25 protein-coding genes are annotated in these 26,868 nt (G+C 43.6%); 12 read left to right on the top strand and 13 right to left on the bottom strand.

From position 1 onward, the window contains the following. Positions 1–179 precede the first annotated feature (179 nt). The 3 genes from IFO66_RS10735 (at position 180) to IFO66_RS10725 (ending at position 1,969) form a co-directional block, all read left to right on the top strand. Positions 180–671, top strand: a complete 492-nt coding sequence (locus IFO66_RS10735) for an 8-oxo-dGTP diphosphatase (protein WP_192025142.1) — start codon at positions 180–182, stop codon at positions 669–671. Between the two features lie 147 nt (positions 672–818). Further along, positions 819–1,280, top strand: a complete 462-nt coding sequence (locus IFO66_RS10730) for a hypothetical protein (RefSeq protein WP_192025141.1) — start codon at positions 819–821, stop codon at positions 1,278–1,280. A gap of 230 nt (positions 1,281–1,510) precedes the next feature. Then, positions 1,511–1,969, top strand: coding sequence for a hypothetical protein (locus IFO66_RS10725; protein ID WP_192025140.1), 459 nt, complete (start codon positions 1,511–1,513; stop codon positions 1,967–1,969). Positions 1,970–2,147: 178 nt separating this feature from the next. Here IFO66_RS10725 and IFO66_RS10720 read toward each other — a convergent pair whose 3' ends face one another. The 3 genes from IFO66_RS10720 to IFO66_RS10710 all read right to left on the bottom strand — a co-directional run bounded on the left by IFO66_RS10720 (position 2,148) and on the right by IFO66_RS10710 (position 7,521). Next, the gene (locus IFO66_RS10720) at positions 2,148–3,527 is read right to left on the bottom strand and encodes an alpha/beta hydrolase family protein (protein ID WP_192025139.1); all 1,380 of its coding nucleotides are present in this window, start codon (positions 3,525–3,527) and stop codon (positions 2,148–2,150) included. Between the two features lie 204 nt (positions 3,528–3,731). Further along, positions 3,732–4,997, bottom strand: coding sequence for an alpha/beta hydrolase (locus IFO66_RS10715; RefSeq protein ID WP_192025138.1), 1,266 nt, complete (start codon positions 4,995–4,997; stop codon positions 3,732–3,734). Between the two features lie 145 nt (positions 4,998–5,142). Beyond that, positions 5,143–7,521 carry a S9 family peptidase gene (locus IFO66_RS10710; protein ID WP_192025137.1) on the bottom strand — a complete coding sequence of 793 codons (2,379 nt, stop codon included), beginning with the start codon at positions 7,519–7,521 and terminating at the stop codon, positions 5,143–5,145. Between the two features lie 125 nt (positions 7,522–7,646). On the opposite strand from IFO66_RS10710, the gene IFO66_RS10705 reads away from it, so the two are divergent. Then, entirely contained in the window at positions 7,647–8,072 is a 426-nt protein-coding gene (locus tag IFO66_RS10705; RefSeq protein WP_192025136.1) for an HD domain-containing protein, read from the top strand. 81 nt (positions 8,073–8,153) lie between these two features. After that, positions 8,154–8,690, top strand: a complete 537-nt coding sequence (locus tag IFO66_RS10700) for a YfiT family bacillithiol transferase (protein WP_192025135.1) — start codon at positions 8,154–8,156, stop codon at positions 8,688–8,690. Positions 8,691–8,793: 103 nt separating this feature from the next. Here the strand turns inward: IFO66_RS10700 and IFO66_RS10695 are convergent, their stop codons facing one another. The 5 genes from IFO66_RS10695 to IFO66_RS10675 all read right to left on the bottom strand — a co-directional run bounded on the left by IFO66_RS10695 (position 8,794) and on the right by IFO66_RS10675 (position 11,586). Next, on the bottom strand, positions 8,794–9,504 hold the full coding sequence (locus tag IFO66_RS10695; RefSeq protein ID WP_192025134.1) for an SRPBCC domain-containing protein: 711 nt from the start codon (positions 9,502–9,504) through the stop codon (positions 8,794–8,796). A gap of 3 nt (positions 9,505–9,507) precedes the next feature. Further along, entirely contained in the window at positions 9,508–9,822 is a 315-nt protein-coding gene (locus IFO66_RS10690) for a metalloregulator ArsR/SmtB family transcription factor (protein WP_192025133.1), read from the bottom strand. 112 nt (positions 9,823–9,934) lie between these two features. Continuing rightward, entirely contained in the window at positions 9,935–10,249 is a 315-nt protein-coding gene (locus IFO66_RS10685; RefSeq protein ID WP_192025132.1) for a DUF3817 domain-containing protein, read from the bottom strand. A 78-nt stretch (positions 10,250–10,327) separates the two neighbouring features. Beyond that, the gene (locus IFO66_RS10680; RefSeq protein WP_192025131.1) at positions 10,328–11,104 is read right to left on the bottom strand and encodes a Cof-type HAD-IIB family hydrolase; all 777 of its coding nucleotides are present in this window, start codon (positions 11,102–11,104) and stop codon (positions 10,328–10,330) included. Positions 11,105–11,154: 50 nt separating this feature from the next. Then, on the bottom strand, positions 11,155–11,586 hold the full coding sequence (locus IFO66_RS10675) for a hypothetical protein (RefSeq protein WP_192025130.1): 432 nt from the start codon (positions 11,584–11,586) through the stop codon (positions 11,155–11,157). A 231-nt stretch (positions 11,587–11,817) separates the two neighbouring features. Between IFO66_RS10675 and IFO66_RS10670 the strand changes: the two genes are divergently transcribed. Continuing rightward, the gene (locus IFO66_RS10670) at positions 11,818–12,114 is read left to right on the top strand and encodes a 50S ribosomal protein L33 (RefSeq protein WP_192025129.1); all 297 of its coding nucleotides are present in this window, start codon (positions 11,818–11,820) and stop codon (positions 12,112–12,114) included. A gap of 72 nt (positions 12,115–12,186) precedes the next feature. Here IFO66_RS10670 and IFO66_RS10665 read toward each other — a convergent pair whose 3' ends face one another. After that, on the bottom strand, positions 12,187–12,648 hold the full coding sequence (locus IFO66_RS10665; protein ID WP_192025128.1) for a GNAT family N-acetyltransferase: 462 nt from the start codon (positions 12,646–12,648) through the stop codon (positions 12,187–12,189). A gap of 592 nt (positions 12,649–13,240) precedes the next feature. On the opposite strand from IFO66_RS10665, the gene ilvB reads away from it, so the two are divergent. The 4 genes from ilvB (at position 13,241) to IFO66_RS10645 (ending at position 18,412) form a co-directional block, all read left to right on the top strand. Beyond that, positions 13,241–14,986, top strand: a complete 1,746-nt coding sequence (ilvB, locus tag IFO66_RS10660; protein WP_192025127.1) for a biosynthetic-type acetolactate synthase large subunit — start codon at positions 13,241–13,243, stop codon at positions 14,984–14,986. 11 nt (positions 14,987–14,997) lie between these two features. Further along, positions 14,998–15,498, top strand: coding sequence for an acetolactate synthase small subunit (gene ilvN, locus IFO66_RS10655; protein ID WP_192025266.1), 501 nt, complete (start codon positions 14,998–15,000; stop codon positions 15,496–15,498). A 223-nt stretch (positions 15,499–15,721) separates the two neighbouring features. Then, on the top strand, positions 15,722–16,714 hold the full coding sequence (ilvC, locus tag IFO66_RS10650; RefSeq protein WP_144987209.1) for a ketol-acid reductoisomerase: 993 nt from the start codon (positions 15,722–15,724) through the stop codon (positions 16,712–16,714). Between the two features lie 147 nt (positions 16,715–16,861). Continuing rightward, positions 16,862–18,412 carry a 2-isopropylmalate synthase gene (locus IFO66_RS10645; protein ID WP_192025126.1) on the top strand — a complete coding sequence of 517 codons (1,551 nt, stop codon included), beginning with the start codon at positions 16,862–16,864 and terminating at the stop codon, positions 18,410–18,412. A gap of 64 nt (positions 18,413–18,476) precedes the next feature. Here the strand turns inward: IFO66_RS10645 and IFO66_RS10640 are convergent, their stop codons facing one another. Then, the gene (locus IFO66_RS10640; protein WP_192025125.1) at positions 18,477–19,619 is read right to left on the bottom strand and encodes a DUF4179 domain-containing protein; all 1,143 of its coding nucleotides are present in this window, start codon (positions 19,617–19,619) and stop codon (positions 18,477–18,479) included. Beyond that, complete coding sequence (locus IFO66_RS10635; RefSeq protein WP_192025124.1) at positions 19,606–20,139, bottom strand: sigma-70 family RNA polymerase sigma factor; 534 nt, start codon at positions 20,137–20,139, stop codon at positions 19,606–19,608. The genes IFO66_RS10640 and IFO66_RS10635 overlap by 14 nt, the downstream gene beginning before the upstream one ends. A 351-nt stretch (positions 20,140–20,490) precedes the next feature. Here IFO66_RS10635 and leuB point away from each other — a divergent pair, with 351 nt between their 5' ends. Then, on the top strand, positions 20,491–21,585 hold the full coding sequence (gene leuB / locus IFO66_RS10630; protein ID WP_192025123.1) for a 3-isopropylmalate dehydrogenase: 1,095 nt from the start codon (positions 20,491–20,493) through the stop codon (positions 21,583–21,585). A 225-nt stretch (positions 21,586–21,810) separates the two neighbouring features. Further along, a complete protein-coding gene (locus IFO66_RS10625; RefSeq protein ID WP_192025122.1) occupies positions 21,811–22,779 on the top strand; it encodes a hypothetical protein in 969 nt (322 codons plus the stop codon). A 175-nt stretch (positions 22,780–22,954) separates the two neighbouring features. On the opposite strand, the gene katA is transcribed toward IFO66_RS10625, so the two are convergent. Together katA and IFO66_RS10615 are read right to left on the bottom strand one after the other, a co-directional pair. Further along, positions 22,955–24,415, bottom strand: a complete 1,461-nt coding sequence (gene katA, locus IFO66_RS10620; RefSeq protein ID WP_192025121.1) for a catalase KatA — start codon at positions 24,413–24,415, stop codon at positions 22,955–22,957. 406 nt (positions 24,416–24,821) lie between these two features. Beyond that, positions 24,822–26,867 carry a glycoside hydrolase family 15 protein gene (locus IFO66_RS10615; RefSeq protein ID WP_192025120.1) on the bottom strand — a complete coding sequence of 682 codons (2,046 nt, stop codon included), beginning with the start codon at positions 26,865–26,867 and terminating at the stop codon, positions 24,822–24,824. Position 26,868: the final 1 nt, after the last annotated feature.

The raw sequence follows: 26,868 nt of genomic DNA, 5'->3' as shown, positions 1-26,868 counted from the left end.
AAATTGAATATGAGTACGAACTTTTGTAATCGTTATGAGTGACTGGAAGCGTAAAATGCACAGGAGTTGATTGCTATAAAGAATCTCGCAGTATGGAATCCAAACATTTAGCTGAGAGTGTGAGCTGCATGGAGCAAGCAAGGTACGGACTATTACGTAATGCATTAGGAGATTGTTAGATGAAGATTAATCATGAATTATACACGATGTGCATGATCGAGAAGGACGATAAAGTGCTATTAATAAATAGGCCAACGAAACGTGGATTTCCGGGATATATAGCTCCTGGGGGCAAAGTAGATTATCCAGAGAGTATCGTAGATGGTGCAATACGAGAAGTAAGAGAAGAAACGGGACTTATTGTAACAGACATTATCTACAAAGGATTAGCAGAATATTGTGAGCCGCAGACAGGATTACGTTCGATGGTATTTAACTATTTAGCTACTTCCTTCGAGGGGGAATTACTAGAGGATCCGCCAGAAGGTGAGTTGATATGGATTGAAAAGGATAAGGCGATGGAACTGCCGATGCAAGATTGGTTTCGAAGTCGTTTTCCTCTGTTTTTTCAAACAGGTACTTTTGAAATAAGCTTGGTTTGGGATAAAGAGAATCAAGCAGCGATTAGCAGTATTGAAAAGAACTATGTGGAACGAGTAAAGGTTACATAGAGTCACGGGATATAGGGCTGTAACTAAGTATGATGACGAGTAGTTGATTTTGGCGCTCTTTTAAAATGTACTAATATATAAGCTAACGATCTATCACTTCATCTCTCTTTTATTAATAGGATAGTTACTAAGAAAGGAGGGATTGCTATGGCTTTTAAAGTGTTAGATATGCGCCTTTCACAGTTAAGTAATACGGATACAGGTACATTGAATATAGAAGAAACACCGATACTTATTGGTGATGTTGGCTTGATTACGACAGCCGTCGCCGGTACAGCACAAGCAGGAGATGTACGAGTATGGTTATCAGGAACGGTAGGGGTGGGGTATGGTTCTGCTGAAGAGCCCGAAATTCTAATTAGAATTGAGCGGAATGGCACTGAGACATTTGGCTCAGGCACACTTATATATACAGAATCATTTCTTACCGTTTTTTCTAATTTTCTACCCATCAGCATTACAGTAACTGATTTCCCGCCAGCAACCGACGTGAATGCGAACCAAATTAGATATACATTATTTATTTCTTCTAGTGAAAATGCAGGAATCGAACTTTCTGGGCCCGTTACATTTAACGGAATTGCAGCGGTGGGAGCGGGGCCGTTTTAGCAGTTTATATGAATATTAATTTTATGAGCTGATCATTCTATTCCTTAATAAAATATATGTATAGAAAGAAATAGCCGCTGACGATCGTTCATTCTGAACCATTTCATGCAGTGGTTATTTATAATTGGAAATGTTTGAAATTTAAAAAATGTACTTTTTTATAAGATAGTAATCTATCACCTCAACCTCCCTTTATCAATAGGATGAATTATATTAAAGGAGGGAAAGTTATGGCTTTTGAAGTATTGGATGTTCGTCTTTCACAGTTAAGCAATACGAATACAGGTACGTTACAAATAGAAGATACCCCTATACTTATTGGAGATGTTGGTTTGATTACAACAGCGGCCGCTGGGACAGCACAGGCTGGAGATGTGCGGGTATGGTTGTCTGGTACGGTGGGGGTAAGTACGACTGGAGAACCTCCAGATATCCTGCTTAGAGTCGAACGCAACGGTACAGACACATTTGGCTCAGGTACGCTCATTTATACAGAGACGGTAAATCCCGCGGTTGTGTCAAATTTATCTATTAGTGTAACAGCAGCTGACTTCCCGTCAGTAACCGATGTGAATGCGAACCAAATTAGATATACATTGTTTATTTCTTCGTCCGCAGCATCAGGCAATACACTTATTGGACCAGCTACATTTAACGGGATCGCGGCAGTGGGAGCGGGACCGTTTTAACAGCTCCGATGAACGTTAAGTGTATGAGCTGGTCATTTTATTTGTTGATAAGATATACATTTTAAATAGTAAAGCCGCTGTCGAATGGTCATTCCGAACCATTTTATGCAGCGGCTTATTTATATTCATACAGGAAGAGAGAGCGAGAATAGAGAGTATTCCAGTTTCTAATCTATTCTTATTTTTCTTTCAAGCCCTCCCCGATAGTTAATGTGACACCTTCATACTTATTCTTATTTTCGCTCAGCAGCGTGGTACGCTTGCCTTTGAGAACATGATCAAAGAATTCCAATGCATATTCATTAATAATGCGATGGTGGCGTGATACGGAATTTAAGCTGGAGGCTTTCATTTGCCCGAACTGCTCCATCAGGATTGGGAAATCACAAAATGTTTCATGGTTTGCATGTTCGAAAGATAAGGAGTAACTATGACGCAGCGCTTGTTTATATCGTTTGCTTGAATAGCTCAGCAGTTCTTTCACTTCTTCAACGCGTACTCCATGTTCTGCTGCAAGCTCTTTAGGGTCAATGTTCTCCATATTTTGCAATCCATCTGCATCGTTAGCTCCCATATACAAGAAGGGACCTGGTATACCCGTATCCGGAATGACTTTTCCGTAAAAGCTTCCATCCATATTGATTCCTGCTTTGACGCGTTTGTCTGCCAGCATCACTTGAGCAGAAGCTGCACCGCCGAACGAATGACCAAGCATCCCAATTCGTTTAAGATCGAGCTGTTTCCAAATAGGATAGCTCTGCTTCTCGGAAAGCTGCTCCAGACGATCCAGTACGGATTGAATATCTTTGACCCATACGTTCGTCATTAATCGGTCCATGTAAGCGTAGTTTTCTATTTTACTACCTACGTATGGGGCGACCTTTCCAGTTGGGAATTGAGTAAGGAATGAATTATACGTATGTTGCACACTTACGACAATATATCCTTGGCTTGCGAGCTGCTCTGTGAGAAATCGATAGGAATCATTGCGAGCGCCGAATCCGTGTGAAAAAATAAGCACGGGATATTTTTGTTTGTTTTCTGCTATAGGGGCTTTAATCAGAGAATGAGTAGTTGAAAGAAATAAGGGCATAGATTTACTTGCTGGAACTTGCGCATAGCTTTCGAACGCTCTAGCATGTGCTGTTGGATCGTCTGAGAATGGTTGCCGTTTGTAAATGGTACTAGTTGCTTTCGTGGGGTACCAGACTTGGATCATGAGTTCACGATGGTCGTTTTTAGTAGCTGTAAATCTTTCTGGACGAGTTTTATCGATCCAATGAAATGTCTCGGTGCCCACCTGATATGGCCCTGTAAGCGAAGGGAACTGAACCGTTGTAGTCTTAGCTGTCGAATGGGACATAGGCTTGAATGTTGCTGTCGTTGTGTCAACTGCTGTTGCAGCAGTGATGGATGCTGAGGCTTCAGCTGTTGCTACCGATTGCTTTGAGTCATCATTTCCAAGTGCTTGGCTTGCACTGTTGAAGGCGAACAAGGAACAAAGAAGGGTGAGCAGCAGCAATATGTTTTTCCTTTCCATCGTCATCTTGGACTTCATATCGATCCTCCTTTTACTAATAAAATGTACAATTGAATGTATGTTAACTGTTCTAGATGTGAAGAGGCTGATGCTAATGGATGCCATATGCTTCGATGGCTAACCCCTTGCTTCTTATTATCGCGCAACGCTGTGTACTTTTTATGAACATAAAAAGAACCTTCCCAGTTATGTACCGAGAAGGCTCCAATCTGAATTTAAATTTTACTTAGCTGCTGATATTTTCGTTTTCACGTGTTCCCCAACGTCTACCTTAACATCTTCAAGCTTGTTCTTTCCGTCCAGCAGTTTCGATGGCTTTCCTTTTAGGAAATGGTCGAAGAAATCCAATGCATAGGCATTGATACTGCTGTGCGTACGGTACACTGTTTGTAAGCGGGAAGCATCATTTGATTCAGGCGACGGGGTAATTAACGGCGTATCCGAAAATGTTCCATGGTCTGCATGGCGGAAGGATACGGAGTAGCTAAAGCGTACGGCCTGCTTGTAGCGTGCAATCACATGTTTCAACATTTCCGTTATCTTCTTTTCGTCTAATCCTTGTGCTTCCGCAGATTGTTTAGGATCGATGCTTTCTAAATTTTTCAAACCATCGTAGCTAGCGTTCATCAGCATAAATGGACCCGGAATTCCGGTCTCGGGAATCACTCTACCGAAAAAACCACCGTCCATATTGATGCCGGCTTTTACACGGCTATCTTGCAGCATAACTTGAGCAGCTGTAGCACCACCGAATGAGTGACCGAGCATCCCGACTCGATTCAAATCGGCCTGTTTCCAAATAGGATAGCTCTGCTTCTCAGAAAGCTGATCTAGATGGTCTAATACAAATTGAATATCTTTCACCCATACTTTGGTGATCAACCGATCCAAGTAAGAGGTACTGTCGGCATTAGTGCCGTTGAAATTTGCAATCTTTCCATTGGGAAATGTGGTTATTAATGAATTATACGTATGCTGTACACTTACGACGATGTAGCCTTCACTTGCTAATGGCTCGGCAATAAATCGATACGTATCGTTTAGCATGCCGAAGCCATGCGATAAAATAAGTACAGGATGTTTTTGTTTCGATTCGGCAATAGGTGCTTTGATCAAAGAGTGCGTAGTTGATGAGAGTAAAGGTAAAAATTGTGCAGCAGGTATTTTCATGTAGCCTTCATAGGCTTTGGCCATCGATGTTGGATTCGTTGCATACGGTTCAAGCTTATGTGATGCACTTGATGCGTTGGTAGGATACCATACTTGAATCATCAACTCACGATGATCTTTGCTGTCCGCAGTGAACGTTTCAGGGCGGGATTTATCAACCCAATGAAAACGTTCAGTTCCCACTTTGTACGGGCCTTTAAGTGCTGGAAGTACAACAGCTGCTTGCTTGGACGAAGTTGTAGTGGCTTTTGTTTGTGTAGATGCAGCCGCTGCTTGCTGACCCTGTGGAGTAGGGCTGCTTCCAAGCGCGTTAAGCACGCTATTGCCTACAAACAATGAACACAATATTGCCTACAAACAATGAACACAACATAATCGTCATTATAAATTTACTTCTCCCAGTAAGCTTTATTCCCATATGCAACTCTCCATTTCATCGATAAGTTAGTGTAAACGATATAGGTTAACTCATACTTACTTCTATTGAATTAGACTCTATGGAAGCAGATTGCCCTTCATTGACAGGTGCATGTATGGGAAGTTTAGGTGGTTCTACTCCCAGTAAGTGTCTAATAAAGAAGTCCCATTTTCTACGAATAAAATAAGCTTCTCCAGGAACGTTATGCTCGACATTAGGCATAATAAGCAGATCGAAATCTTTATCTGCTTTAATCAGGGCAGCAGCTAAGCGTAACGTCTGGCCGATATGGACATTATCATCGATATCGCCATGTGCGAGCAGCAGTTTGCCTTTCAAATTGGCAGCTAGATCCGCATTTGCTTGATTCGCATAGCGATCCGGATATCTTGGATCAAGCATCCCTTGATAATGCTCACCCCACATATTAATGTACATCAATTGATCGTGATTGCCTGCAGAAGCAACCGCAGCTGTGTACGTATCAGGGTATTTCAAAATAGCACGTGCTGCACCGTAGCCACCGCCAGAACTGCCCCAAATTCCTACACGTTCGATATCTAGGAATGGATACATTTGTGCCAATTGAGGCAGGGCCGCCACATGGTCTTCGAGCCCAGAACCATCGCCCATATTTCCTGCTACTACGTCGATAAATTCACGGGAACGGAAGGGAGTTCCCTTGCCATCCATAAGGATAGTGGCAAATCCTAGTTGGGCGAGTGCTTGTGCTCCACCAGTATTTAAAGCCGTTAAGCTAAATGACTTTGGTGTTTGAATGACCTGAGGTCCAGCATAGTAATGATCGATAACAGGATAAGTTTGTGCTAGATCGAGATGAGCAGGCTTGATAATAATGCCGTATAAATCAGTGATCCCATCTGCCGCCTTAACCGTAAAGCGCTCTGGCAGTTGATAGCCTCTCTCTAACAAAGGCTGGATGTTGGCATGCTCTAGCTCGTGGATGCAATCTCCGTGTACACTGCGCAGTACAGAGACTGGTGGCAGATCGACGCGAGAATGCGTGTTTACAAAATAAGCGAAGTCTGGAGAGAGAAGTACATTATGATTAGCGTCTTCTGGTGTAAGTAAAGAGAGACATGAGCCATCTAACTGGACACGATAAAGGTGCTGATAATACGGATCACGTCCCGCTTCTCGACCGCTTGCTGTGAAATAGACCCAGCCTTGTTCTTCATCAATGGCGATGAGACGTCGGACGTTCCAATTGCCGGCTGTCAATGCCCTTAGCGTCTGACCTGTACAAGAGTCAATGACATACAGATGACCATAGCCATCTCGTTCAGACAGCCAAATGAGAGAGTTATCCTGTAGTAGTTGGAAGTTAGGCTTCAACGATGTTATAAATTTTAAATAACTATAATATGAAGTGTTACCATTATGATATAGATGAGTGAATACGAACGTTTCATTCGTTTCTTCCACAATGATTCTGGCTTCACCCGTATCAACTTGGACGAGTATGAGCTGCGCTGATTTAAAGTCTCTGGCTACTTGTTTATAGTAGACCTGTTGGCTGTCCTCAGACCAACCAGCTAGCGGTGTTATAGGGTGGAAAGCAGAGGGGCTAGTAGCCGCAATAGGCTCGGCTTCTACTCGTAGTGATTGTTGATGTTCGATATCAGCAATATACACTTCCATTATCGGAACATGCTCATCCCCGACCATCGCGTAACGTGACGTGTACAGGGTAGGTCTAACTTCCTTCTGATCTAGCGGGACGTTTTGAACGACATACAGTTCTTTTACATTTCTTTCATCCAAACGAAGCGTGATCAGTTTCTTCGAATCTGGCGACCATAGCACACTTGGTGGAGGGACGTCGCCCGATATTTGCTGAGAGGTCTCATTCATGGCTGATTCTTCGGAACCGTATCCATAGTACTGTTCTCCATCATAGGTTAGCTGCCGTACTTCCTCTGTCTTTAGATGACGGACATAGAGATTATATTGTTCTACGTAGGCTGCCCATTGTCCATCTGGAGATAATGATTCAGTTGGCTTCGCGTGCGGAGTAGGTTCTACTTCATAGCATTCATTCTGTGTTTGATCATAAGCCCAGTATTTGTCTTTTGCAACAAAATAAATAATAGAATGATGGTCAGTAATCGTTAGCTTATCAATCGGAAGCTGATGCGGATCAACATCTTCCTGTAGTACGGCTCGTAAGGCTGTTGCCAAGCGTGCATGGTCAAAGGCAGGTTCTACCGAGTTGGAAACGGGATCCACGATAACATATTCGCTTCCTTTTTGTGCGCCTACCCGAATATCGCGTTGATACCAGAACGTTGACGATTGGCCAATCCAATGTGGTACGACTTGTGCATTGTCCACATCAGCGTGCCAATCTTGGCTCCATTCTTTTGCTTTTGCATACTGTTCAGCGGTTACTAGTTGTTTCATAGATCTTCACTCCTATCCAGTATTTTGGATCACCTTGTAGGCAATCTTAGTAAGGGAGCAGCGTTGTCAGAAAGGTATTGTGTACCCCTTTGAATACCATTATTGAGGAGTGCTGTGTATTTTTTATGTACATGAAACCTGGCTTATTTATGTGGATGAAATATCGTTCGAAACGTAGGAGACCTGAAAGGTATAGTGACACATTTGCGTATGACACGGCTGGAAATGAAGACAAGCATGAACGAGAGATGCAAGCGGCACAGCGAATTTTTGGTCTCTTATCAACAGAACAGGGAGAGGAATTAATGAACTTGTGGCTTGAATTTGAGCGGAAAGAAAGTAAAGAAGCACGGTTTGCCGCCTCGATAGACCGCTTGCATCCTATCTTAAATAATTATTACAATGAAGGTGACACGTGGAGGACCTACCAGATTACAAATGAGCAAATTTTGAAGCGGAATTGTGAAATTGGCAATGGTTCTAAAACGTTGTGGGCATATACCCAACAGCTAGTCCATCATTCGATTGCACGTGGGTATATACGCGAGTAAGCTGACGTCCTGACGAAAAATTAGCTGTGAGAATAGGTAGTTGGCGCAATTCAATGATTCCTTGAGAGGGGCAATGAGGCTATGGAGAACAATCAATATTCTGGCACTCCATTTAAACCGATACTGAATCCTACCATGGTAGAGCGAAACTATTTTATCAGCCAGATTCCAGAAATAAGTATAGAGCTGCGAAAGGTAATACATCATTTAACCCCTGAGCAATTTCAGCACTCCTACCGACCTGGCGGCTGGACGATTCAGCAGATTGTGCATCATGTAGCGGATAATAACGTAAATGCTTATTTGCGTTTTAAGCGTGCATTAACCGAAGAAGAACCTACGGCTAGCTCGTATGATCAAGATGCGTGGGCGGCACTTGATGAATATAATCATTTGCCCATTGAAGATTCCTTACTGCTCATCGAAACGCTTCACCGAAGATTTTTCATCCTCTGTAAAAGTCTCCAGCCTGATGATTTTCATAGAAAATTGCGTACACAAGTGTTAGATTCCATCACCCTAGATATAGCTCTTCAAAGACTGATTTGGCATGATCGACATCATATAGCGCACATTCATTTAGCAGTTGCAAACAACCATTTGGTAAAAGGTAGCTAGTATATCGAGGTATCGTATGATTGCCATAGCAGTAGAAAGACCGCTCCGGTAAGAGTCCGGTAGCGGCCTTGTTATGTGTATCTATATAAGAAACGTAACTCGCTTAGGAGGCGACTTTCTTTTCTCCGAATGGGACAGTGTGTAGGGTGAATTGTTGTTCTTCATCACCACGAAGTATGCCGACAGTTAAGGTTTGACCAGGTACCGTCATCGTAACGATTCGTTCGAAATCGCTGAAAGTTTCAACTATAAGATCATTAACACGAAGTATAATGTCTCCCTCCAGAAGAATTCCTTCCGCAGGTGTGTCTGGAATTACTTTAACAATAACAGAGCCCTTTTGCGAGCTGTTTAGTAAGGTGTGGTGATTAACACCGATCCAACTCGTCCAGTACGTACCGCGGTTGTCTTGCTCTTCTTCTAACACGGTTACCATATTGCGGAGCAGTTGTTCCGTACCGAATCCCATATCTTCGGCTGTCATAAAGCCGAGCGCTCCAGCCCATAGACCTGTGTACTCTAACTCCACCACAGTTCCTTCCTCAACTGCTCGCAGTGTCCAGATCGTCAAATCATCACTCTCATCTTTTATAACGAGTCTAGCATTTTCCTCAATTTCAACAATCGTTCCGACATAATCAACACCCCAGCCATAATCAAGCTCGACCTTACCGTCAATGCGAAGATCGATGTTGGCTTGCCTTGTTTCCCAACGATTCCGTTCTGCTGGATTGGTTAATGCTTTCCAAACTCGCTCAGGTGTTGTACGGATAAAAGTCTCTCTCTTTACGCTCGTAATCGGTGAATCAAACATGTACTATTCCTCCTCTAGGTTCTCTAAGTAATGTTTCAGTCCTGCCAGTTTGTTCTCCAAGACAAGACCCAATTCACTCTGCAGCTGTAAATACTCATGTTGAAAGACAGGAGTGTTTAATCGGTAATAGCAGAACTTTCCCACCCTGCGTTCAAGCAGCAGTTGTTCTTCCAGTAGAATTGCAAGATGCTTCTTAATAGCTGGCTGTGAGATCGAAAAGGAAGCTACGATATCCGACTGTGTACATTCTTGCTGCGACACCATGCGCAGTATTTTTCGACGAATAGGATCCGCGATGGCTCGATAAATGTCCGTCATAGCCGTACCTCCAATTTCATATAACCATTTGGTTATATATAAATTAATAGAAAAAAACGGAAGTGTCAATAGTCAATATTTTAGTAAAAAATAAAACCGCTTGGGAAAGATCCTAAGCGGCTTTTGGTGGGTTGGCGTTCTGTTCTTTTTTCAATGATTGGTCAAATACAAAATTACCGAAAGGAATAAAGGAAACAAGGACTGCGATAATAACACGAGTGAGGGGCCAACGATGAACAAGCCAAACATGGCCAACAGCAAGGATATATAGTAAAAATAATATTCCATGTGCCATGCCGGAAATAGAAACAGCTTCAGGCATATCCATAAATGTACGCAGGGGCATAGCTACAAATAGCAATAAAATATAGGAGATACCTTCCACAATTCCGATCATTCGTAATCGGCCGATTGGGGATTGAAGCACGTAATTCATCCTCCTTTCTTGTAGGATATGAAGACAAGCTGGAACTCCATATTAACACATTTATCCATCGATGCTATATTAATCGATTAATCCGGCATACTGCAATCCACGGCGGATGCCGCCTTCATTCACATGAGCAGTAACGTAATCAGCATATGGTAACAGTTCTTCATGCGAATTGCCCATAGCAATTCCGAGGCCTACTATGTTCAGCATTTCTTTATCATTGAGCCCATCACCAAAGGCGATCGCTTCCTCCGGAGAAATATGTAGTAGTTGAAGCATAGCCTGGATCCCTTCCGCCTTCGATGAGTCATGTGGCAGCACATCCATAGCTGTTGGGTGCCATCGAATGTAACGTAAGCCCGGCACTATCTCGTTATATAGGTGCTCGTCATCCGCCGTGCAATGTAAAAACATTTGATAAATAGGTTCGTCGTGCCAGTATTCTGGATTATGGCCAGGCAGGTCGACTTTTAACGATTGGACAGCATCTAACATAAAGGGGTGATCCAGAATGCTAGAATAGAAAGCAGATTCTCCTTCAAATACGAGTGCATGCTGATGCAGTGCTGCATGATTCACTAGCGTTTCCACATCTTCACGAGAAATCGATCGTCTAAATATCGTTTTTCCTTGGTAGACAACATACCCGCCATTTAAACAGACGAACGAGTCAATGTTTAGCTGCTCTGCCAAGGACTCTATAAAATACGGTGCTCGTCCTGTTGCTATGACTGCCTCCACCCCTTTGTTTTGCAGCTCTGCGATTGCCGTAATTGCGTCCAGTGGAATCTCTTTTTCATCATTTACGAGTGTTCCATCAATGTCAAAAAACACAATTTTATAGCTCATGATTCGAATCTCCCGTCTTGTTCAATTGCCTCTATATGCGGGTTACTATATCATTGGATCAACTGATGGTGCAAGATGGTCGTAAGCGGCTTTTTGCTGTTCTTGTTCGGCTTCAAAATGTTTGGATACTGATAGAAAGTTTCTTCCTCTTCGAGCAAAAGCATGTTATCAATTGCGTCTACTTTTTGATTTTTGCTAGCTACTGGGTACCACATTTTATAGGCTTCAGAAGCCAACCAGATTCCAACATTGTCATTTTGACTCCAAATGTTGCGTTGGTAGGGAGTTTTGTCAATAGATTCAAGATGGATTGCATCTGGATAGACAGCTTCCAATTGCTTCAACTGCTTGGTCATCATATCGTACGTATACAGGTTCGTGTATGTAACCATTTTACTGGCTGAAGCGGGTTCAGGACTTACAAATATGTTAGAGATAACCAATAAGGCTAAGATGAAAAATCCAGAAATTAATTTCTTCATAATGCACTTCCATGAGATGTAATATATGAATATTTGATGAAATAAGCATATTTATATTACCATGGAAATCTTTTTATTTTTAGAAGATTTATAAATGGTGTTTGCCCTTAGGTGAAAGTCTCGTAATCTATGAGGAATTCGTACAATTTGCAAGTCAGTAGGGTAACGATACAAGCAGGTTTGTAAAGCTCTCATATGCTGTAGAGTAAGTTGACTGAAGGAGGGATTTCCTTGCAGCATGTTACCAAATCTCAGGCCGAGAAATTGATAGGGCAGCATATTTATGCTGTGCGTCAAGACGGAAAAGTAGTTTCGGGCAAACTTGTTCGAATTTCCGGTAACGAGCTTGTCCTGACACCAGCAGACGGCAAGGCTAGAACGAGATGTTTTCTGCTGCCTCTCATCTTGTTCGATTTGCTTGCCATTGGGACGTTAGGGTGTGGAGGAGGATTTGGCTTTGGTCCATTTGGTGGACCATTCGGCGGCGGTGGCTGTGGTGGCTGCTTCGGGCCGAGGCCGTTCTACTAATCCAAGACTAGCGGTGGGCAAGAGATAGCAAGTATCGATAGCAGCGCATGAGGGATGCGTGTGACGTATCGGCTACGGTCCGGAATTGTTTCCGGGCTGTATTATTTTAAACATTTCCCAACATTGCAGACTTGCTAGATACTGCGTGCTTTTGTAGCCCGCTCGTTCATAGAAGCGTTGTGCCGGTTTATTGCCTGCATCTACAGCGAGCTTGACTGAGCTGCATGATTGCTGTATGCCTTGTTTCTCAGCAGATTGGAGCAGCATTTGCCCTATGCCTTTCCGCTGCAGGTCAGAATGGACGGCCAACATATCGATGAATAAAATGCGATCAATTACGACCGCATGGATAAATCCGACAGGACGATTGACAAGATCTACTTTGACATGCGTGAAGCCTTTGGACAGGCGTGCTGGCATTTCCTTTTTAAGCTGAGGAATGTCCCAATTGAGATTGGATTTGGGGATTAATTGGTTTTCTACTAAAGACCAAATGATTTCGTCATCCTGCTCAGGTGTACGTATTCGAAGCATGTGCATTCCTCCAGTTCAAGCTTGATAGCAGCTGTATGGCAGCACGTTTTCGTTTATTCTATGCCTGCTTTTGATCGTTTGAATGGACACCAGAACATTTTGGCATTTTTTTTAATCGTCCTATTGACTCGCTCAAATCGTAGGCATATAATGTTTCTAAACATTTGGAACACAATTTGACATAACATACCAATGGCTATGATGAGGACTAAAGACGAAGGGCTCTTATGACCAGAGAGCGTGCGGACTATGCTGAAACCGCCGCCTTAACCCCTTATGATCGATGCTCACCTCGGAGCTGTTCTGCTGAACGAAGACGGATGCAAGAACACAAGTAAGGCCAAGAATTATCCGTCAACTACTAGGTAGAATCGTCGGGCGCGCGTTAGGCGCTGTTACAGTATGCAGCTATGTGCTGCAAACTTATGGAGGCTATGTGTTGTGAGACATATAGCAAATCTGGGTGGTACCACGGAAGCTAACCTTTCGTCCCTATGGATACAAGAACTGTGTCCTGGGGCGGAAGGTTTTTTTGTTATATGCAAGTCTAAGTGATTGATTTCAATTACAGATTAGGTGAGGGGGATGGCGAATGAGCGCTCAGCAAGCAACCATGCGGTCTAAAGAAGAATTACGTCAGAAATGGATGAAGCCAGAAGTAATTACAGGTTCAGAAATTTTACTTCGAAGCTTGTTGTTGGAAGGTGCGGAATGCGTCTTCGGCTATCCGGGGGGAGCCGTATTGTACATTTACGATGCGATGCATGGCTTTGATGATTTCAAGCATTTGTTGACAAGGCATGAGCAGGGCGCCATTCATGCAGCGGATGGATATGCACGTGCTAGCGGCAACGTTGGTGTGTGTATCGCGACTTCGGGTCCTGGAGCAACGAATCTAGTAACGGGTATTGCGACTGCGTATATGGACTCGGTTCCTCTCGTCGTTATTACGGGTAACGTTGCGACGACGCTGATCGGAACAGATGCGTTCCAAGAAGCGGATATAACAGGAATTACGATGCCAATTACGAAGCATAGCTATCTCGTTCGTGATGTAGAAGATTTGCCGCGTATTATTCATGAAGCATTCCATATCGCGAATACAGGACGTAAAGGTCCAGTATTGATTGATGTTCCTAAGGATGTATCGGCAGCAAAGACCCTATTCCAACCAGCAACAACGATAGATATTCGTGGCTACCATCCGACGGTGAAGCCGAATAAGTATCAAATTGATAAAATGCTTAAAGCGATTGAAGAAGCAGAGCGTCCAATCGTATTGGCGGGAGCTGGAGTTATCCACTCTGGTGCGCATGAAGAGTTGTATCAATTCATTACAACAGCGCAAATCCCAGTGACGACGACATTGCTCGGACTTGGTGGATTCCCAAGCGGGCATGACTTATGGCTAGGAATGCCAGGTATGCATGGCACATTCACGGCAAATAACGCAATTCAACAGGCGGATTTGCTTATTAATATCGGTGCGAGGTTCGATGACCGAGTAACGATGAAGTTGGATGGCTTCGCACCGCATGCGAAGATTGTCCACATCGATATCGATCCGGCTGAGATCGGAAAGAATGTTCCAACGGATATCCCGATTGTTGCTGATATTAAGACAGCGTTGACTCAGGCAAATGAATCAGTGAAACGAGCGGACAAAGCGGATGCATGGCGAGCACAATTGCTAGGCTGGAAGATTGATCAACCGTTGCGATATGAAGATAGTGATGTGGAATTAAAGCCGCAATGGGTTATCCAAATGATCCATGACACGACAAAGGGCGAGGCGATTGTAACAACTGACGTAGGTCAGCATCAGATGTGGGCGGCGCAATATTATCGCTTTAACCATCCGCGCTCTTGGATTACATCTGGCGGTCTTGGAACGATGGGCTTCGGTTTCCCATCAGCAATCGGTGCACAAATGGCTCATCCGGATCGGACAGTTGTTTCCATCAATGGCGATGGCGGTATGCAAATGTGTGCGCAGGAGCTTGCGATCTGTGCAATTAACAATATTCCAGTTAAGGTGGTTATCATCAATAACCAAGTGCTCGGTATGGTTCGCCAATGGCAAGAGATCATTTATGATGAGCGTTACAGCCATATTGACTTAGCGGGCAGCCCAGACTTTGTGAAGTTGGCAGAAGCATATGGTGTTCGTGGCTTCCGTGCAACGAATAAGGAAGAGGCGAAGTTAGCTTGGGAGCAAGCTTTGAATACACCGGGACCTGCAGTCGTTGAGTTCGTCGTTCGTAAACACGAAAATGTATATCCGATGGTTACACAGGGCTCTACGATTGATCAAATGATAATGGGGGATGGCGAATGAGCACGATTACAATGACTAGACACACGATAGCTGTCATCGTAAACGATCAACCAGGCGTGCTGCAACGCGTCTCAGGATTGTTCGGACGTCGCGGCTTCAATATCGAGAGCATTACGGTAGGTGCTTCGGAAGAACCTGGATTATCAAGAATGGTTATCGTCACAACGGGTGATGAACAAACACTGGAGCAAGTAGAGAAGCAATTATACAAAATTATTGATGTTATCAAGGTTATCAACCTTAGCTCTCAACAGATGGTTGCACGTGAACTTGCCCTAATTAAGGTAAAGGCTGAGCCGAACATGCGACCAGAAATACTTGGCGTAGTCGAGACATTCCGCGCTTCTATCATTGATATTGGCCCAAGTACAGTTGTTGTGCAGGTGTTGGGTGAGTCTTCTAAAATAGAAGCGATGATTGAATTGATGGAACCATACGGCATTCGCGAGATTAGCCGCACAGGCGTAACGGCGATGATTCGCGGATCGATTACAGATGGTGTAAGCCGTTAAGTAAACAATGTTGGCTAGCTGTAGCCAGTGATCCGCATGACGAGAAATGATTGTGTACGAACGTGTTGCTGTATGTTGTAAGACTCCCTTCGGATGAGGGGGTATTTCAGAAGATAAGATGTGATTGTCCTTTGAAATACCCTTTATCATCCGAGGGCTAAACATCATATATACCTTACGTATATAAACAAAATGGGAACAAATTTGAGGAGGAATCATAACAATGGCAGTTACGATGTATTATGAAAAAGACGCAGATTTCGCAGTACTAAATGGTAAGACAATCGCTGTAATTGGCTACGGCTCTCAAGGTCATGCTCAAGCACAAAACTTGCGTGACAGCGGTTTGGACGTTGTAATCGGTCTTCGTGAAGGCAAGTCAGCTGACAAAGCTCGTCAAGACGGATTTGAAGTATTGTCTGTTGCTGATGCTACTAGTCGTGCTGATGTTGTACAAATTTTGATGCCGGACGAAACACAAGCAAGCGTTTATAACAATGACATCGCTCCTAACCTCAAAAAGGGCGCTGCTCTTATGTTCTCTCACGGCTTCAACGTACACTACGGTCAAATCGTAGCACCTAAAGACAACGATGTTCTTCTTGTAGCACCGAAGTCTCCAGGTCACTTGGTTCGCCGTACATATACGGAAGGATTCGGTGTTCCTGGACTTATCGCAATCGAGCAGGACGCAACAGGCAATGCGAAAGCAATCGGATTGGCATATGCAAAAGGCATCGGCTGTACTCGTGCTGGCGTTATCGAAACATCCTTCAAGGAAGAAACAGAAACAGACTTGTTCGGTGAGCAAGCAGTATTGTGCGGCGGTGTAAGCGCGCTTATCAAAGCTGGTTTTGAAACATTGACAGAAGCTGGATACTCTCCTGAAATGGCTTACTTCGAGTGTCTCCATGAGCTGAAGCTTATCGTTGACCTTGTATACGAAGGCGGATTGGCTACTATGCGCGACTCCATCAGTAACACAGCGGAGTACGGCGACTATGTAACAGGTCCTCGTATCGTAACAGAAGAAACGAAGAAAGCAATGAAAGAAGTATTGGCTGATATTCAACAAGGTAAGTTCGCTCGCGACTTCATCTTGGAGAACCAAGCAAACCGTGCATTCTTGACAGCAACTCGCCGCAATGAAGCGAACCATCCGATCGAAGTTGTTGGTGGTCAATTGCGCGAAATGATGCACTGGATTAAGAAATAAGCAACGGCATTATATTCAATATATTCATTTGAGCAACAGCCGTGCATGTAACACACATGCACGTAAATAAGTAAGGCGATTACGCAATGCGTCCGCCCGTCATTAGGCGGGTGGGCGTTTTTAGTAGCAATGAGGAGGTGCGGATTGATGCGAAAAATATATTTGTTTGATACAACTTTGCGTGACGGTGAGCAATCTCCGGGTGTCAATTTGAATACGAAAGAGAAACTTGAAATCGCGCATCAGCTAGAGCGCCTTGGCATTGACCGTATGGAAGCTGGATTCCCAGCAGCATCGCCTGGTGACTTGGCGGCTGTTAACGCAGTTGCCAAAGCAGTGAAAAATGCGACTGTCGTGGGATTAGCTCGTTCTCGTGTTCAAGATATTGATGCGGCTTATGAAGCGTTGAAAGATGCACAAGACCCTTGCCTCCATCTATTCTTAGCTTCCTCTCCGATCCATCGTCAGCACAAGCTGCGCATGACGAAGGAGCAAATGCTGGAAGCAGCTGAAGCAGCGATTAAGTATGCAGGCAAATATTTCACCAAAATTCAGTTTTCCCCTGAAGATGCAGGTCGGACAGAATTGGACTTCCTGTGCCAAGTAACGGAGATGGCGATCAAGGCGGGTGCTACGGTCGTTAATATTCCAGATACCGTAGGATATTTATATCCAGCAGAATTCGGAAATATCTTCAAGACACTTAAAGAGCAAGTACCAGGTATCGAAAAGATCCAGCTCAGTGCCCATTGCCATGATGACTTAGGTATGGCGACTGCAAATGCATTGGCTGCCGTATTAAATGGTGCCGATCAAGTCGAGGGAACGATTAATGGTATTGGTGAGCGTGCAGGTAATACGGCGTTGGAGGAAGTAGCGATGGCGCTAGAAACACGTCAAGACTTTTTCCAAGCGAAGTCCACAATGGTGCTGTCGGAGATTGCTCGTTCGAGTCGCCTAGTTAGCAAGTTGACAGGTATGGTTGTGCCGGGTAACAAAGCAATCGTTGGTGCGAATGCGTTTGCTCATGAGTCTGGCATTCATCAAGATGGTATGCTGAAGGAGAAGACGACGTACGAGATTATGTCTCCGGAGACAATTGGTCTTAAGGAGAGCAAGCTTGTGCTCGGCAAGCACTCTGGACGCCATGCGTTCCGTGAGAAGCTGATCGATCTTGGTTATGAGTTAACTGATGAGCAGCTCAATATTGCATTTTCGAAGTTTAAAGATTTGGCAGATAAGAAGAAAGAAGTTTCTGACGAGGACATTCGTGCCTTTATTGAGGAGAAAATTGTGGATACAACAGAGGTCTTCTCCCTGCAGACGATCTATGTTGCTTATGGCAATGAAGCGACTCCGACTGCTAAAGTCCGCATCGTCACCCATGATGGTGATGTGTTAGAGCAAGAAGCAGAAGGTAACGGTTCGGTTGATGCGATTTACAATGCGATTGATAAGGCAACTGGAGAAGAGGTTGTATTGTCCGATTACTCCATTAAGTCTGTTACGCATGGTAAAGATGCGCAAGGTGAAGTTCATGTTGTCATGAATCAAGACGAAATAATGGTATCTGGTCGTGGCGTAAGCACAGATATTCTTGAAGCGAGTGCGCGTGCGTATGTGGATGCGCTCAATCGTCTAATCGAGAAGCGTCAGTTGAACAGCGGCAGTCGTCGCGATAAGATTGGTTTGGTGTAATTAGAACAAATGAAGACCCGCTATCGTTAATGGATAGCGGGCTTTTATTGTGTTTGGGGAAGAATTATTTTTTGAGTGGAATCGTAAATTCTAACTCTTTAATAAAAGTATGAGGTCCTTTCGTATTCCAAAGGTAAGGTTTAATGACCAGATATTTCGTATCGAATGAAACCGGATCAAATCCGATGACTTTATTACTCGTGTTGATGCCATTTTTTAATGTACTGCCACCGCTAGTGAATCTCTCTTGAAGGACATTCCCTTGGTCATCTTCCATTTGGAAACGGAGAGGCGGAGAGTATTTCATTCCAAGCTTGTATTTGTACGAAAAATCAAGTCTTAACTCAGATGAGTAAGTAGTCAATGACAGTTCTTTTGCTGTAAGTTTCATATCTTGATAGGAAGCAGTGTGAGCTAAGGGATATGTTCGTTTTCCATCATCATTACGGTTTACAGAGAATTGAAAGAACCATTGACTATCGAGATGAGCAGGATGAAAAAATCCAATCTGGACATCAAATGTACTGGCGAGATTAGGTAATGGATAATAATTAATTATGATTGCATAAGTATGTGCATCGATTTTTTGGATTTCTGTTGAGTTCCCTATGTTGGGGGTTTTACCATTGATAGTAAGTTCCTCTTCCAATTCCATTAACGTTTCTCGGCTCATAGAATTATCAGTTTGAAACTGAGTCCCAATAGAGAGGCGATGCCCATCGTACAGCACCTCCTTCACACGGATACGAATCGGACCTTGAGTAATGGTGTTATCTTCTAATTGCTGAACGACTTTCTGTTCAGCGGCTATTTGCAAGCCAAGATCGTTAGACATTTTGAACAAGGACTTCGTTTCAGGAACTTGTATTCCAGGAATTTGTTTAAGCGCTCCTTTTGTAACGGGCGAGTCTATAACTGGTGAGTAATAGGCAGTAGAGATGATAGCGGCACCGAGTACTATCGCAGCAGCAGGTGCTGCCCACAACCATATTTTATTGGCTCTACGAGTGGAGCGGGTAGATGTTGGCGCTGCTATTGGCAGTGGCAGTGGTATAGATTGGACAGGTGCATGTTCATGTGTATCCTCGAGCAGCTTACTTAATGTGTCGTCAATGCGCTGCTGCACAACTGCTGGAATGGCTTGCTGTGTCCGATGCAGCTCTTCTTTAAGCTGTTGATCCAGCTTGTGCTGATTAACACGTTTCATATTCTATCTCCTTTTCTGAATCAGTTAAGTACTCTCCTAATAGGGTTCGGGCTCGATGTAGTCGAGATTTAACGGTTCCTTCACGAATATCTATCATTTCGGCAATTTGCTTAACAGTTAAATCTTCAAAATAATACAGCTGAATAACTATGCGAATAGATGGTTCTAGTCGTTGAACGGCATCTTGTATATCGATGGCTTCATACGCCAACGTTTTTTCTGGGTGATTGTTTATATCAGAGGCGAGCAATTGATGCTTAGCTTTATTTTTGCGAATACGACTGCATTCGTGAATTAAAATGCGGAACAGCCATGTTTTGAAATAAGCAAGCTCTCTCAATGTTGTTATGGATCGATAGGCAAGAAGAATGGTCTCTTGAATCGCATCCGCGCAATCTTCGTCTGATGATAGCATTGTGCGAGAAAAGGCATACATGTTGGCTTCATAGGCTCGTATTAATCGGACGAAAGCTTCACGGTCTCCTTGTTGTGCTTGCTGAACATTTAGTGGTGTAGACACATTGGTGAACCTCCTTGGCAGCTTTGATTAAAAGGATAGAATGATAATGTTTCATGTTTAGATATACAAAAGGTGCAGATTCATTTTTAAAATGAATAACTCTATGTATACTTAGAGGTCATGAGAGCCGAGATGGTTCATTCTTGCTCTAAAATAATATCATTTTTTACATATGCTCAATGAAAAGTAGACTATTCTCTCACCTTTATAGATATAGCCTATTAAGATAATAGATTTTATATCTTAGTCATCTGAAGTGGTGTACGATAAAATATAAGGAATAATAAGGTATGGGATTACTGGAGCAGGAGTGTTTTCTTACATACATACGGAGAGAAGGAGCGAGCGGATATGACAGAGGTTAAAAAGATTGCAGTTATTGCAGGGGACGGTATTGGTCCAGAAGTAGTAGCTGAGGCGATCAAAGTTATGAAACGTACGGAGGAATTGTTTGGTTTGAAATTTGAATTTGAGCACGGTTTGTTCGGCGGTATTGCAATCGATGAAAAGGGAACACCGCTTCCGCAAGAAACACTCGAAATTTGTAAACGTGCGGATGCAGTTCTCTTAGGTGCAGTTGGCGGACCGAAATGGGACAACAACTCGAAAGAGCTTCGTCCAGAGACAGGCTTGCTCGGTATTCGTAAAGAGCTGGGATTGTTCTCGAACTTGCGCCCGGCAGTCGTGTTTGATTGCTTGAAAGACGCTTCCACACTTAAGCCAGAAGTGTTGGAAGGTACAGATCTTATCGTTGTACGTGAATTGACAGGTGGTATTTACTTCGGTGAGAAGTTCCGCCGTGAAGGTGCTCATGGTGAAGAAGCTGTTGATACATGTGTTTACAATGTAACAGAAGTTGAACGTATTGTGCGCCAAGCATTTGAAGTAGCGCAGAAGCGCCGTAAGAAGCTTGCTTCTGTAGATAAAGCGAACGTGTTGGAGACATCCCGTCTATGGCGTGAAACGGTGAATCGCATAGCACCAGACTATCCAGATGTTGAAGTGGAACATGTACTCGTTGATAACTGCGCGATGCAATTGCTGCGTCGTCCATCTAGCTTCGACGTTATCGTAACGGAAAATATGTTCGGCGATATTTTGAGTGATGAAGCAGCAATGCTTACTGGCTCGATCGGCATGCTTTCTTCTGCATCGCTTGGTGAGGGCAGCTTCGGTTTGTATGAGCCTGTACATGGCTCTGCACCAGACATTGCAGGACAGGGCGTTGCGAATCCAATCGCGACTATCCTTTCTGTCGCACTTATGTATCGTTTAACATTCGGCTATAGTGAAGCTGCGGACGCGATTGAGAGCGCTGTGAAGCAGGTGCTGGATGCTGGTCATCGCACAGGCGATATTGCTGCGGATCGTGCTCAGGCACTAAGCACAACTGAGATGGGCGACCTTATTGCTAATGCATTAGAGGGAGCTGCAGTTCAAGCTTAATCTTAACAGTAACGGAAAGTGTGTTAGCACCTATATTAGAGAGATGCTAGAAGACTTATCGATCGTACGCAATCGGGTGCTGTATGTTACGGTATATATAAAGGAAGAAACAGAATTTAATTGAGCTTATTTTCCATCATCGCAGAGGGACTGATCCCATTTCGTTGGTGAGAAAGTAAGCTCTTTTTTTATTAGACATCGTTTTATTTTGAGAGGAGAAATGGTATGAACCTTCCTAACTCTATGCATGATTTGTACGGTAAATATGAGATTCCTGATTCGATTATAAAAATGCTAGAGCGTCAAGAGCGATGTTCGGATAGTGAAGATATAGGACTCTATATACTTAAAGATGATGATCGTCGTTATATGAGTACACCGATTGACTCTATACCATTTGCAACGATTGGTGTGGACGGCATTCATTATGCGTTTTTGACAGAATTCGGAGCGGTAGAAGATTTAAATAAAGCACCTATTATTTGTGTTTCACCTATGGATTTTGGCTTAGAGATACGTTATGCAGGAAATAATTTGGCTCAATTTTTGGAGATTTATTGTGCAGATGAGGCTTTACTCATTAATCATTTTGAGGGTGAAGAGGACTATATGCGTTATGTCCAGCAAAGAGAGGAAGAAGAGCGGAGAGAACCGGATGAAGAAGAGTTTAGATTAACTGCTGAACAATTACAGGAGTCCAAAAATAAAATGGAGCGATTTCGAGAGGATTTTCAAGTAAGAAAAATTGAAAGATCGCTACTCTGGAACGAGCTAGAGTCGATTCGCGCAGATAGACGTTCGAAAATAGTTCTTGAAACGGTAAATGGGCTAGGTGTGCTTCCAATTGATAAACAAGACGAGGGAGTGGGGGAGAAATCACATTTACGCTTAGATTGGCAGAGTGACGGAGGAAATTCAGCTTCAAATGAATTAGTTGAAGCACAGAAATTTGTCGAGGGAGCATCCTTGGCATCGAAAATTGGATTTGTTCGTGACGCTCAGCACTATTATATGTTTCAATGTACAGATTGGAGAGAGTGGATGACTGAGCAGCTAGTATTATGGGGATATGAAACAGAAGCGAAGAACTTTCGGCTGACTTATCCAGATGAGCAATATAAGCCTGTCACGGATACACTTTCCACTTATGTTTATTTGGAATGGTCTTCTTCTGATGAGGATATAAACAAATAAATAAATGTTCGTATACTCACATAATGTATAAAAAGACGGCTAAACCTAGATTTATAGGTTTAGCCGTTTGTATGTTGAGAGGGAAAGTGTACATTCATTCGTATTTGTGAAAATGAATTAAATGATTTCAAAGTCATCAAGCTAAACCAAGCCTTCAATTTTACAATAGCGATTCTTACTTGCTTTCTTCCGGAACATGCAGACCAAGACCTTCTGCTACGCGCTTGCCGTATTCAGGATCAGCTTTGTAGAAATGCTGAATTTGACGCATCTTAATCTCATCCTTCTCAACAGGCTTCATTGCACCAACGATAGTTTCGACGAGTCGGCTGCGCTCTTCTTCTGACAGCAAACGATACAGATCGCCAGGTTGCGTATAATGGTCATGATGATCATAAGCGATACTTTGTGCTTCGCCATGTACCGTATATGGAGCTGTTGCATGAGAAGGGCTTTCCGTTGGTCCACCGAAGCTATTTGGTTCGTAGTAGACAGAAGCGCCTCCGTTGGAGTCAGCTCGCATTTGTCCATCGCGTTGATAATTGTGGACTTTGGCATGCGGACAGTTAATCGGCAATGTATTATGATTAGCACCCACCCGATATCGATGTGCATCGGAATAAGCAAATAGGCGCCCTTGCAGCATTTTATCTGGTGAAGCTTCAATACCTGGAACGAAAGAACCTGGTGAGAAAGTCGCCTGCTCTACTTCTGCAAAATAGTTTTCTGGATTGCGATCAAGCACCATACGGCCAACTTCAATTAGTGGATAGTCCTTCTGTGACCATACTTTAGTAACATCAAATGGATCGAAGCGATACGTATTCGCATCTTGCTCCGGCATAATCTGCACATACAGGGTCCAAGCAGGGAAGTCGCCCTTATCGATCGCGTTGAACAATTCTTCCGTATGGTAGTCGGGATTTTCGCCAGCAAGCTTAGCGGCTAGCTCGACATCCAAGTTTTTGATTCCTTGTTCTGTCTTGAAATGGTATTTGACCCACACTGCTTGACCTTCGTTGTTTACCCATTTAAAGGTGTGACTTCCGAAGCCATGCATATGTCGTAAAGTCGCAGGAATACCCCGATCCGACATCAGAATTGTAACTTGATGCAAAGATTCAGGTGAAAGTGACCAGAAATCCCATACTGCGTTTGGGTTTTTCAAATGGGTCTGCGGATGGCGCTTCTGTGTATGGATGAAATCAGGGAACTTAATCGCATCGCGAATAAAGAAGACGGGTGTATTATTGCCGACTAAATCGTAATTGCCTTCTTCGGTATAAAACTTCACAGCAAATCCACGTGGGTCACGTACCGTATCAGCAGACCCAGACTCACCAGCTACAGTAGAAAAACGAATAAACATTGGCGTTCGCTTGCCGATCTCAGACAGGAAGCTTGCTTTTGTATAAGAAGATAAATCATTCGTTACTTCAAAATAACCATGTGCGCCAGCACCTTTTGCATGAACGACACGTTCTGGTACGCGCTCGCGATTGAAATGGGCTAGTTTCTCCAGTAAATGAACATCTTGAATTAAGGTTGGTCCACGATGACCGGCAGTCATTGAGTTCTGGTTATCACCAACGGGAGCTCCCCAACTTGTTGTCAAAGTTTGCTTGTTCGTAGTCATAATTGATTCCCCCTAAGGCCATGGTTTATTAGTGATTCATTTATAAGCTATATGATATCTAATATAATATAGAAATAAATACTTAATAATAATTATTATAATCAAATAAGCACAATAATCAAGCTGCATAACAAAAAGATGCAACGATATAACGTATGTAGGCATTCACAAATCTATTACCTTTGAAAAAGGTAACTGACGAAAATGACTGCTCCGGCTAACGTTTACTTGTTTACTTTCTTTTTCTTTACCACTTTGTTCGCTTATTTAATCACCGAATAGGTGTGCAGGGGAGGGGCGATGTTAAACATCATTATCTCATTTGAATCGATACATATGGCAACCAACAAATATGCCCCACAGTAAGCACTATAGGTACGAAGTGCCAACTGCGGGGCTGCGTAGTTTACATAGACGTAGCTGAATCAAGTTCCTTATACCTCTTTACATATTTCAGCACGGTATCCACATACGTGGCATGTGACCAAGTGAGTGGAGCTACAGAGAGAGGAGCGCCTGTAAAGGGATCGAGCTGTTCAGGCAGCATACCGCTAGGTAATGCATGACGAACCGTCCAGCGAAGCGTTTCCAATGGTTGCTGCAAATCGACTACATTTTCAGCTATAGCTATCTCATAGGCGGCAAACCATAGTGTGCAAATAATCCAAGGGTTCCCTGGAGCGATATTCATGTCCGAACATCGTTGGAAATAATAATCTTGCCAATAGCGAGCGATTCCACCGACAGAAGTGCGAATCGTTAAGCTATTTCGCAGCTTACTCATCGTTGAGCGTACTTTTGGATCTTCGGGCGGCAGCACGCCAAACTCATAAATGCCAAATATACTGCTTTCTGGCGTCATATCTTGTACCCAACGTCCTTCTTTTCGATAGAGCCCGCGTGCGAAGCGCTTTTCTTCTTCGTTCCATAAATGAGTAAGAATGCCGCTTTTAATACGTTCGGCGCCTTTCAAATATCGCTCCGCACGTTCATCATCACCGAATAGCTGAGCGAATTGAGAGGCTGCGGTAAGACCGCCATACACAGCTGAGGCCGTAAAGGTAAATATGCCATATCGTTCTTCCCACAAATCGTAGCTTGGCTGTGGCAGGTTCAATTGAGTATCTGTATAACGAAGCAGAAATCCCGCAGCTTGACGGATCAGAGACTGATAAAGCGATTGTGGACGCTCAATATCGCCATGCTCACTATAGTCATGCCATAGCGCATGCAGTACGAGAGCGGTCTCATCTTCTTGAATGGGTAGTTGGCTGCGTCCATCATGTACATAGGGATGCCAACTGGAGCCGACTGTACCATCTGGATTGTATTTATGGTACAGATAGCCTTCGCTGCTAAGTGCCCTTGTACAGAAGCGGAAGAACGGCTCAATCATGCCATGATAGCCTGCTGAAGACATCGCTTTAGCAACGAGTGCGCCATCTCGAGGCCACATATAACTGTAGTGATCGCGGTTGAACTGCATAATATCGGTGTCATTGGCTGCAATAATAGCCCCTTCTGCATCGGTTTGCGTCCGAACGATAAGCAGACTTTGCTTATAGCTCTGGATAAGTGCTTCATCCAAATTCGCGAAATCTGGATTATTTTTGTTCACCCAACGGCGCCAATACGTATTCACTCGATCGATGAGCCTTCCTGGACCGCTCTCACGGACATACTGATTGAGCTTTTTTACATCGTCCAAATGAGTCCCAGCCGCAAACCAGTAAAAGTGAGTCGACAAACCATTTGGTGAAAGGTAAGATCTAGAGCTTATCGTACTATCTACTGAGCCTTGCGCGATGGCATTGCCCATTAAGCGACCGTCTTCAGCATCTCTCCACGTACCTTCAGCTTGATGAAATCGCTTTATTCCCGTTGTGAATTCGTAGATGCTATCGAGAGCAGGGGGCGGTTCACGCCCCGTTACATGCTCGAAGTTCTGATCATTGTTCGAGTTAGGTTTTGTGGCTGATTCGGCACAGGCGTTAAACATGAAGTAATGGTCTTTTTTATAATGGAAAACCGTGCGTTGATCTGGATAATAGGCAGCTGTATCGCCGACCTCGGTTTCATTGATGACTAGATCTTGGTGAAAAAAGAGGCGAACTTCACGTTCTATTGACGTATGATTTTTGATGCGAACTTTACGCAAAAATATAGGGTCTCGTTGGTGAACCGCATCTTCAATCGTTAAAGAAAGCTGCAAAGCAGGGTGATGCGCCTCTACTTTTGTGACAAGAGATTCATTTCGATACCCCATTGAAATAGACCATTCTGGTTCATCGAGCCAACTAAATTGATGGTCTACCCAGACCCCTAGTCGACATTTGTGGCCGCCGACATGATTGAGCTGGCCGACATAAGGATAGTAAATGTCACGAATGTAGGCATGTTGGTCGAGGTTCACGAGCATTTTGCCATTGCCTACAACGAGATAACGTGGCATG

Origin of the sequence: Paenibacillus arenosi (assembly GCF_014841135.1) — a bacterium.
GTDB lineage: Bacteria > Bacillota > Bacilli > Paenibacillales > Paenibacillaceae > Paenibacillus_B > Paenibacillus_B arenosi.
This window is presented reverse-complemented; position numbering and strand designations above follow the sequence as displayed.

Excerpts from the sequence above, each read along its gene's own strand:
- IFO66_RS10625 (WP_192025122.1), top strand. The coding sequence starts at position 21,811 with ATGAACCTTCCTAACTCTATGCATGATTTGTACGGTAAATATGAGATT.
- IFO66_RS10705 (WP_192025136.1), top strand. The coding sequence starts at position 7,647 with ATGTACATGAAACCTGGCTTATTTATGTGGATGAAATATCGTTCGAAA.
- ilvN (WP_192025266.1), top strand. The coding sequence starts at position 14,998 with ATGACTAGACACACGATAGCTGTCATCGTAAACGATCAACCAGGCGTG.
- IFO66_RS10720 (WP_192025139.1), bottom strand. The coding sequence starts at position 3,527 with ATGAAGTCCAAGATGACGATGGAAAGGAAAAACATATTGCTGCTGCTC.
- IFO66_RS10725 (WP_192025140.1), top strand. The coding sequence starts at position 1,511 with ATGGCTTTTGAAGTATTGGATGTTCGTCTTTCACAGTTAAGCAATACG.
- ilvB (WP_192025127.1), top strand. The coding sequence starts at position 13,241 with ATGAGCGCTCAGCAAGCAACCATGCGGTCTAAAGAAGAATTACGTCAG.
- IFO66_RS10665 (WP_192025128.1), bottom strand. The coding sequence starts at position 12,648 with ATGCTTCGAATACGTACACCTGAGCAGGATGACGAAATCATTTGGTCT.
- IFO66_RS10640 (WP_192025125.1), bottom strand. The coding sequence starts at position 19,619 with ATGAAACGTGTTAATCAGCACAAGCTGGATCAACAGCTTAAAGAAGAG.
- IFO66_RS10680 (WP_192025131.1), bottom strand. The coding sequence starts at position 11,104 with ATGAGCTATAAAATTGTGTTTTTTGACATTGATGGAACACTCGTAAAT.
- IFO66_RS10675 (WP_192025130.1), bottom strand. The coding sequence starts at position 11,586 with ATGAAGAAATTAATTTCTGGATTTTTCATCTTAGCCTTATTGGTTATC.
- katA (WP_192025121.1), bottom strand. The coding sequence starts at position 24,415 with ATGACTACGAACAAGCAAACTTTGACAACAAGTTGGGGAGCTCCCGTT.
- leuB (WP_192025123.1), top strand. The coding sequence starts at position 20,491 with ATGACAGAGGTTAAAAAGATTGCAGTTATTGCAGGGGACGGTATTGGT.
- IFO66_RS10700 (WP_192025135.1), top strand. The coding sequence starts at position 8,154 with ATGGAGAACAATCAATATTCTGGCACTCCATTTAAACCGATACTGAAT.
- IFO66_RS10735 (WP_192025142.1), top strand. The coding sequence starts at position 180 with ATGAAGATTAATCATGAATTATACACGATGTGCATGATCGAGAAGGAC.
- ilvC (WP_144987209.1), top strand. The coding sequence starts at position 15,722 with ATGGCAGTTACGATGTATTATGAAAAAGACGCAGATTTCGCAGTACTA.
- IFO66_RS10645 (WP_192025126.1), top strand. The coding sequence starts at position 16,862 with ATGCGAAAAATATATTTGTTTGATACAACTTTGCGTGACGGTGAGCAA.
- IFO66_RS10615 (WP_192025120.1), bottom strand. The coding sequence starts at position 26,867 with ATGCCACGTTATCTCGTTGTAGGCAATGGCAAAATGCTCGTGAACCTC.
- IFO66_RS10730 (WP_192025141.1), top strand. The coding sequence starts at position 819 with ATGGCTTTTAAAGTGTTAGATATGCGCCTTTCACAGTTAAGTAATACG.
- IFO66_RS10710 (WP_192025137.1), bottom strand. The coding sequence starts at position 7,521 with ATGAAACAACTAGTAACCGCTGAACAGTATGCAAAAGCAAAAGAATGG.
- IFO66_RS10695 (WP_192025134.1), bottom strand. The coding sequence starts at position 9,504 with ATGTTTGATTCACCGATTACGAGCGTAAAGAGAGAGACTTTTATCCGT.
- IFO66_RS10690 (WP_192025133.1), bottom strand. The coding sequence starts at position 9,822 with ATGACGGACATTTATCGAGCCATCGCGGATCCTATTCGTCGAAAAATA.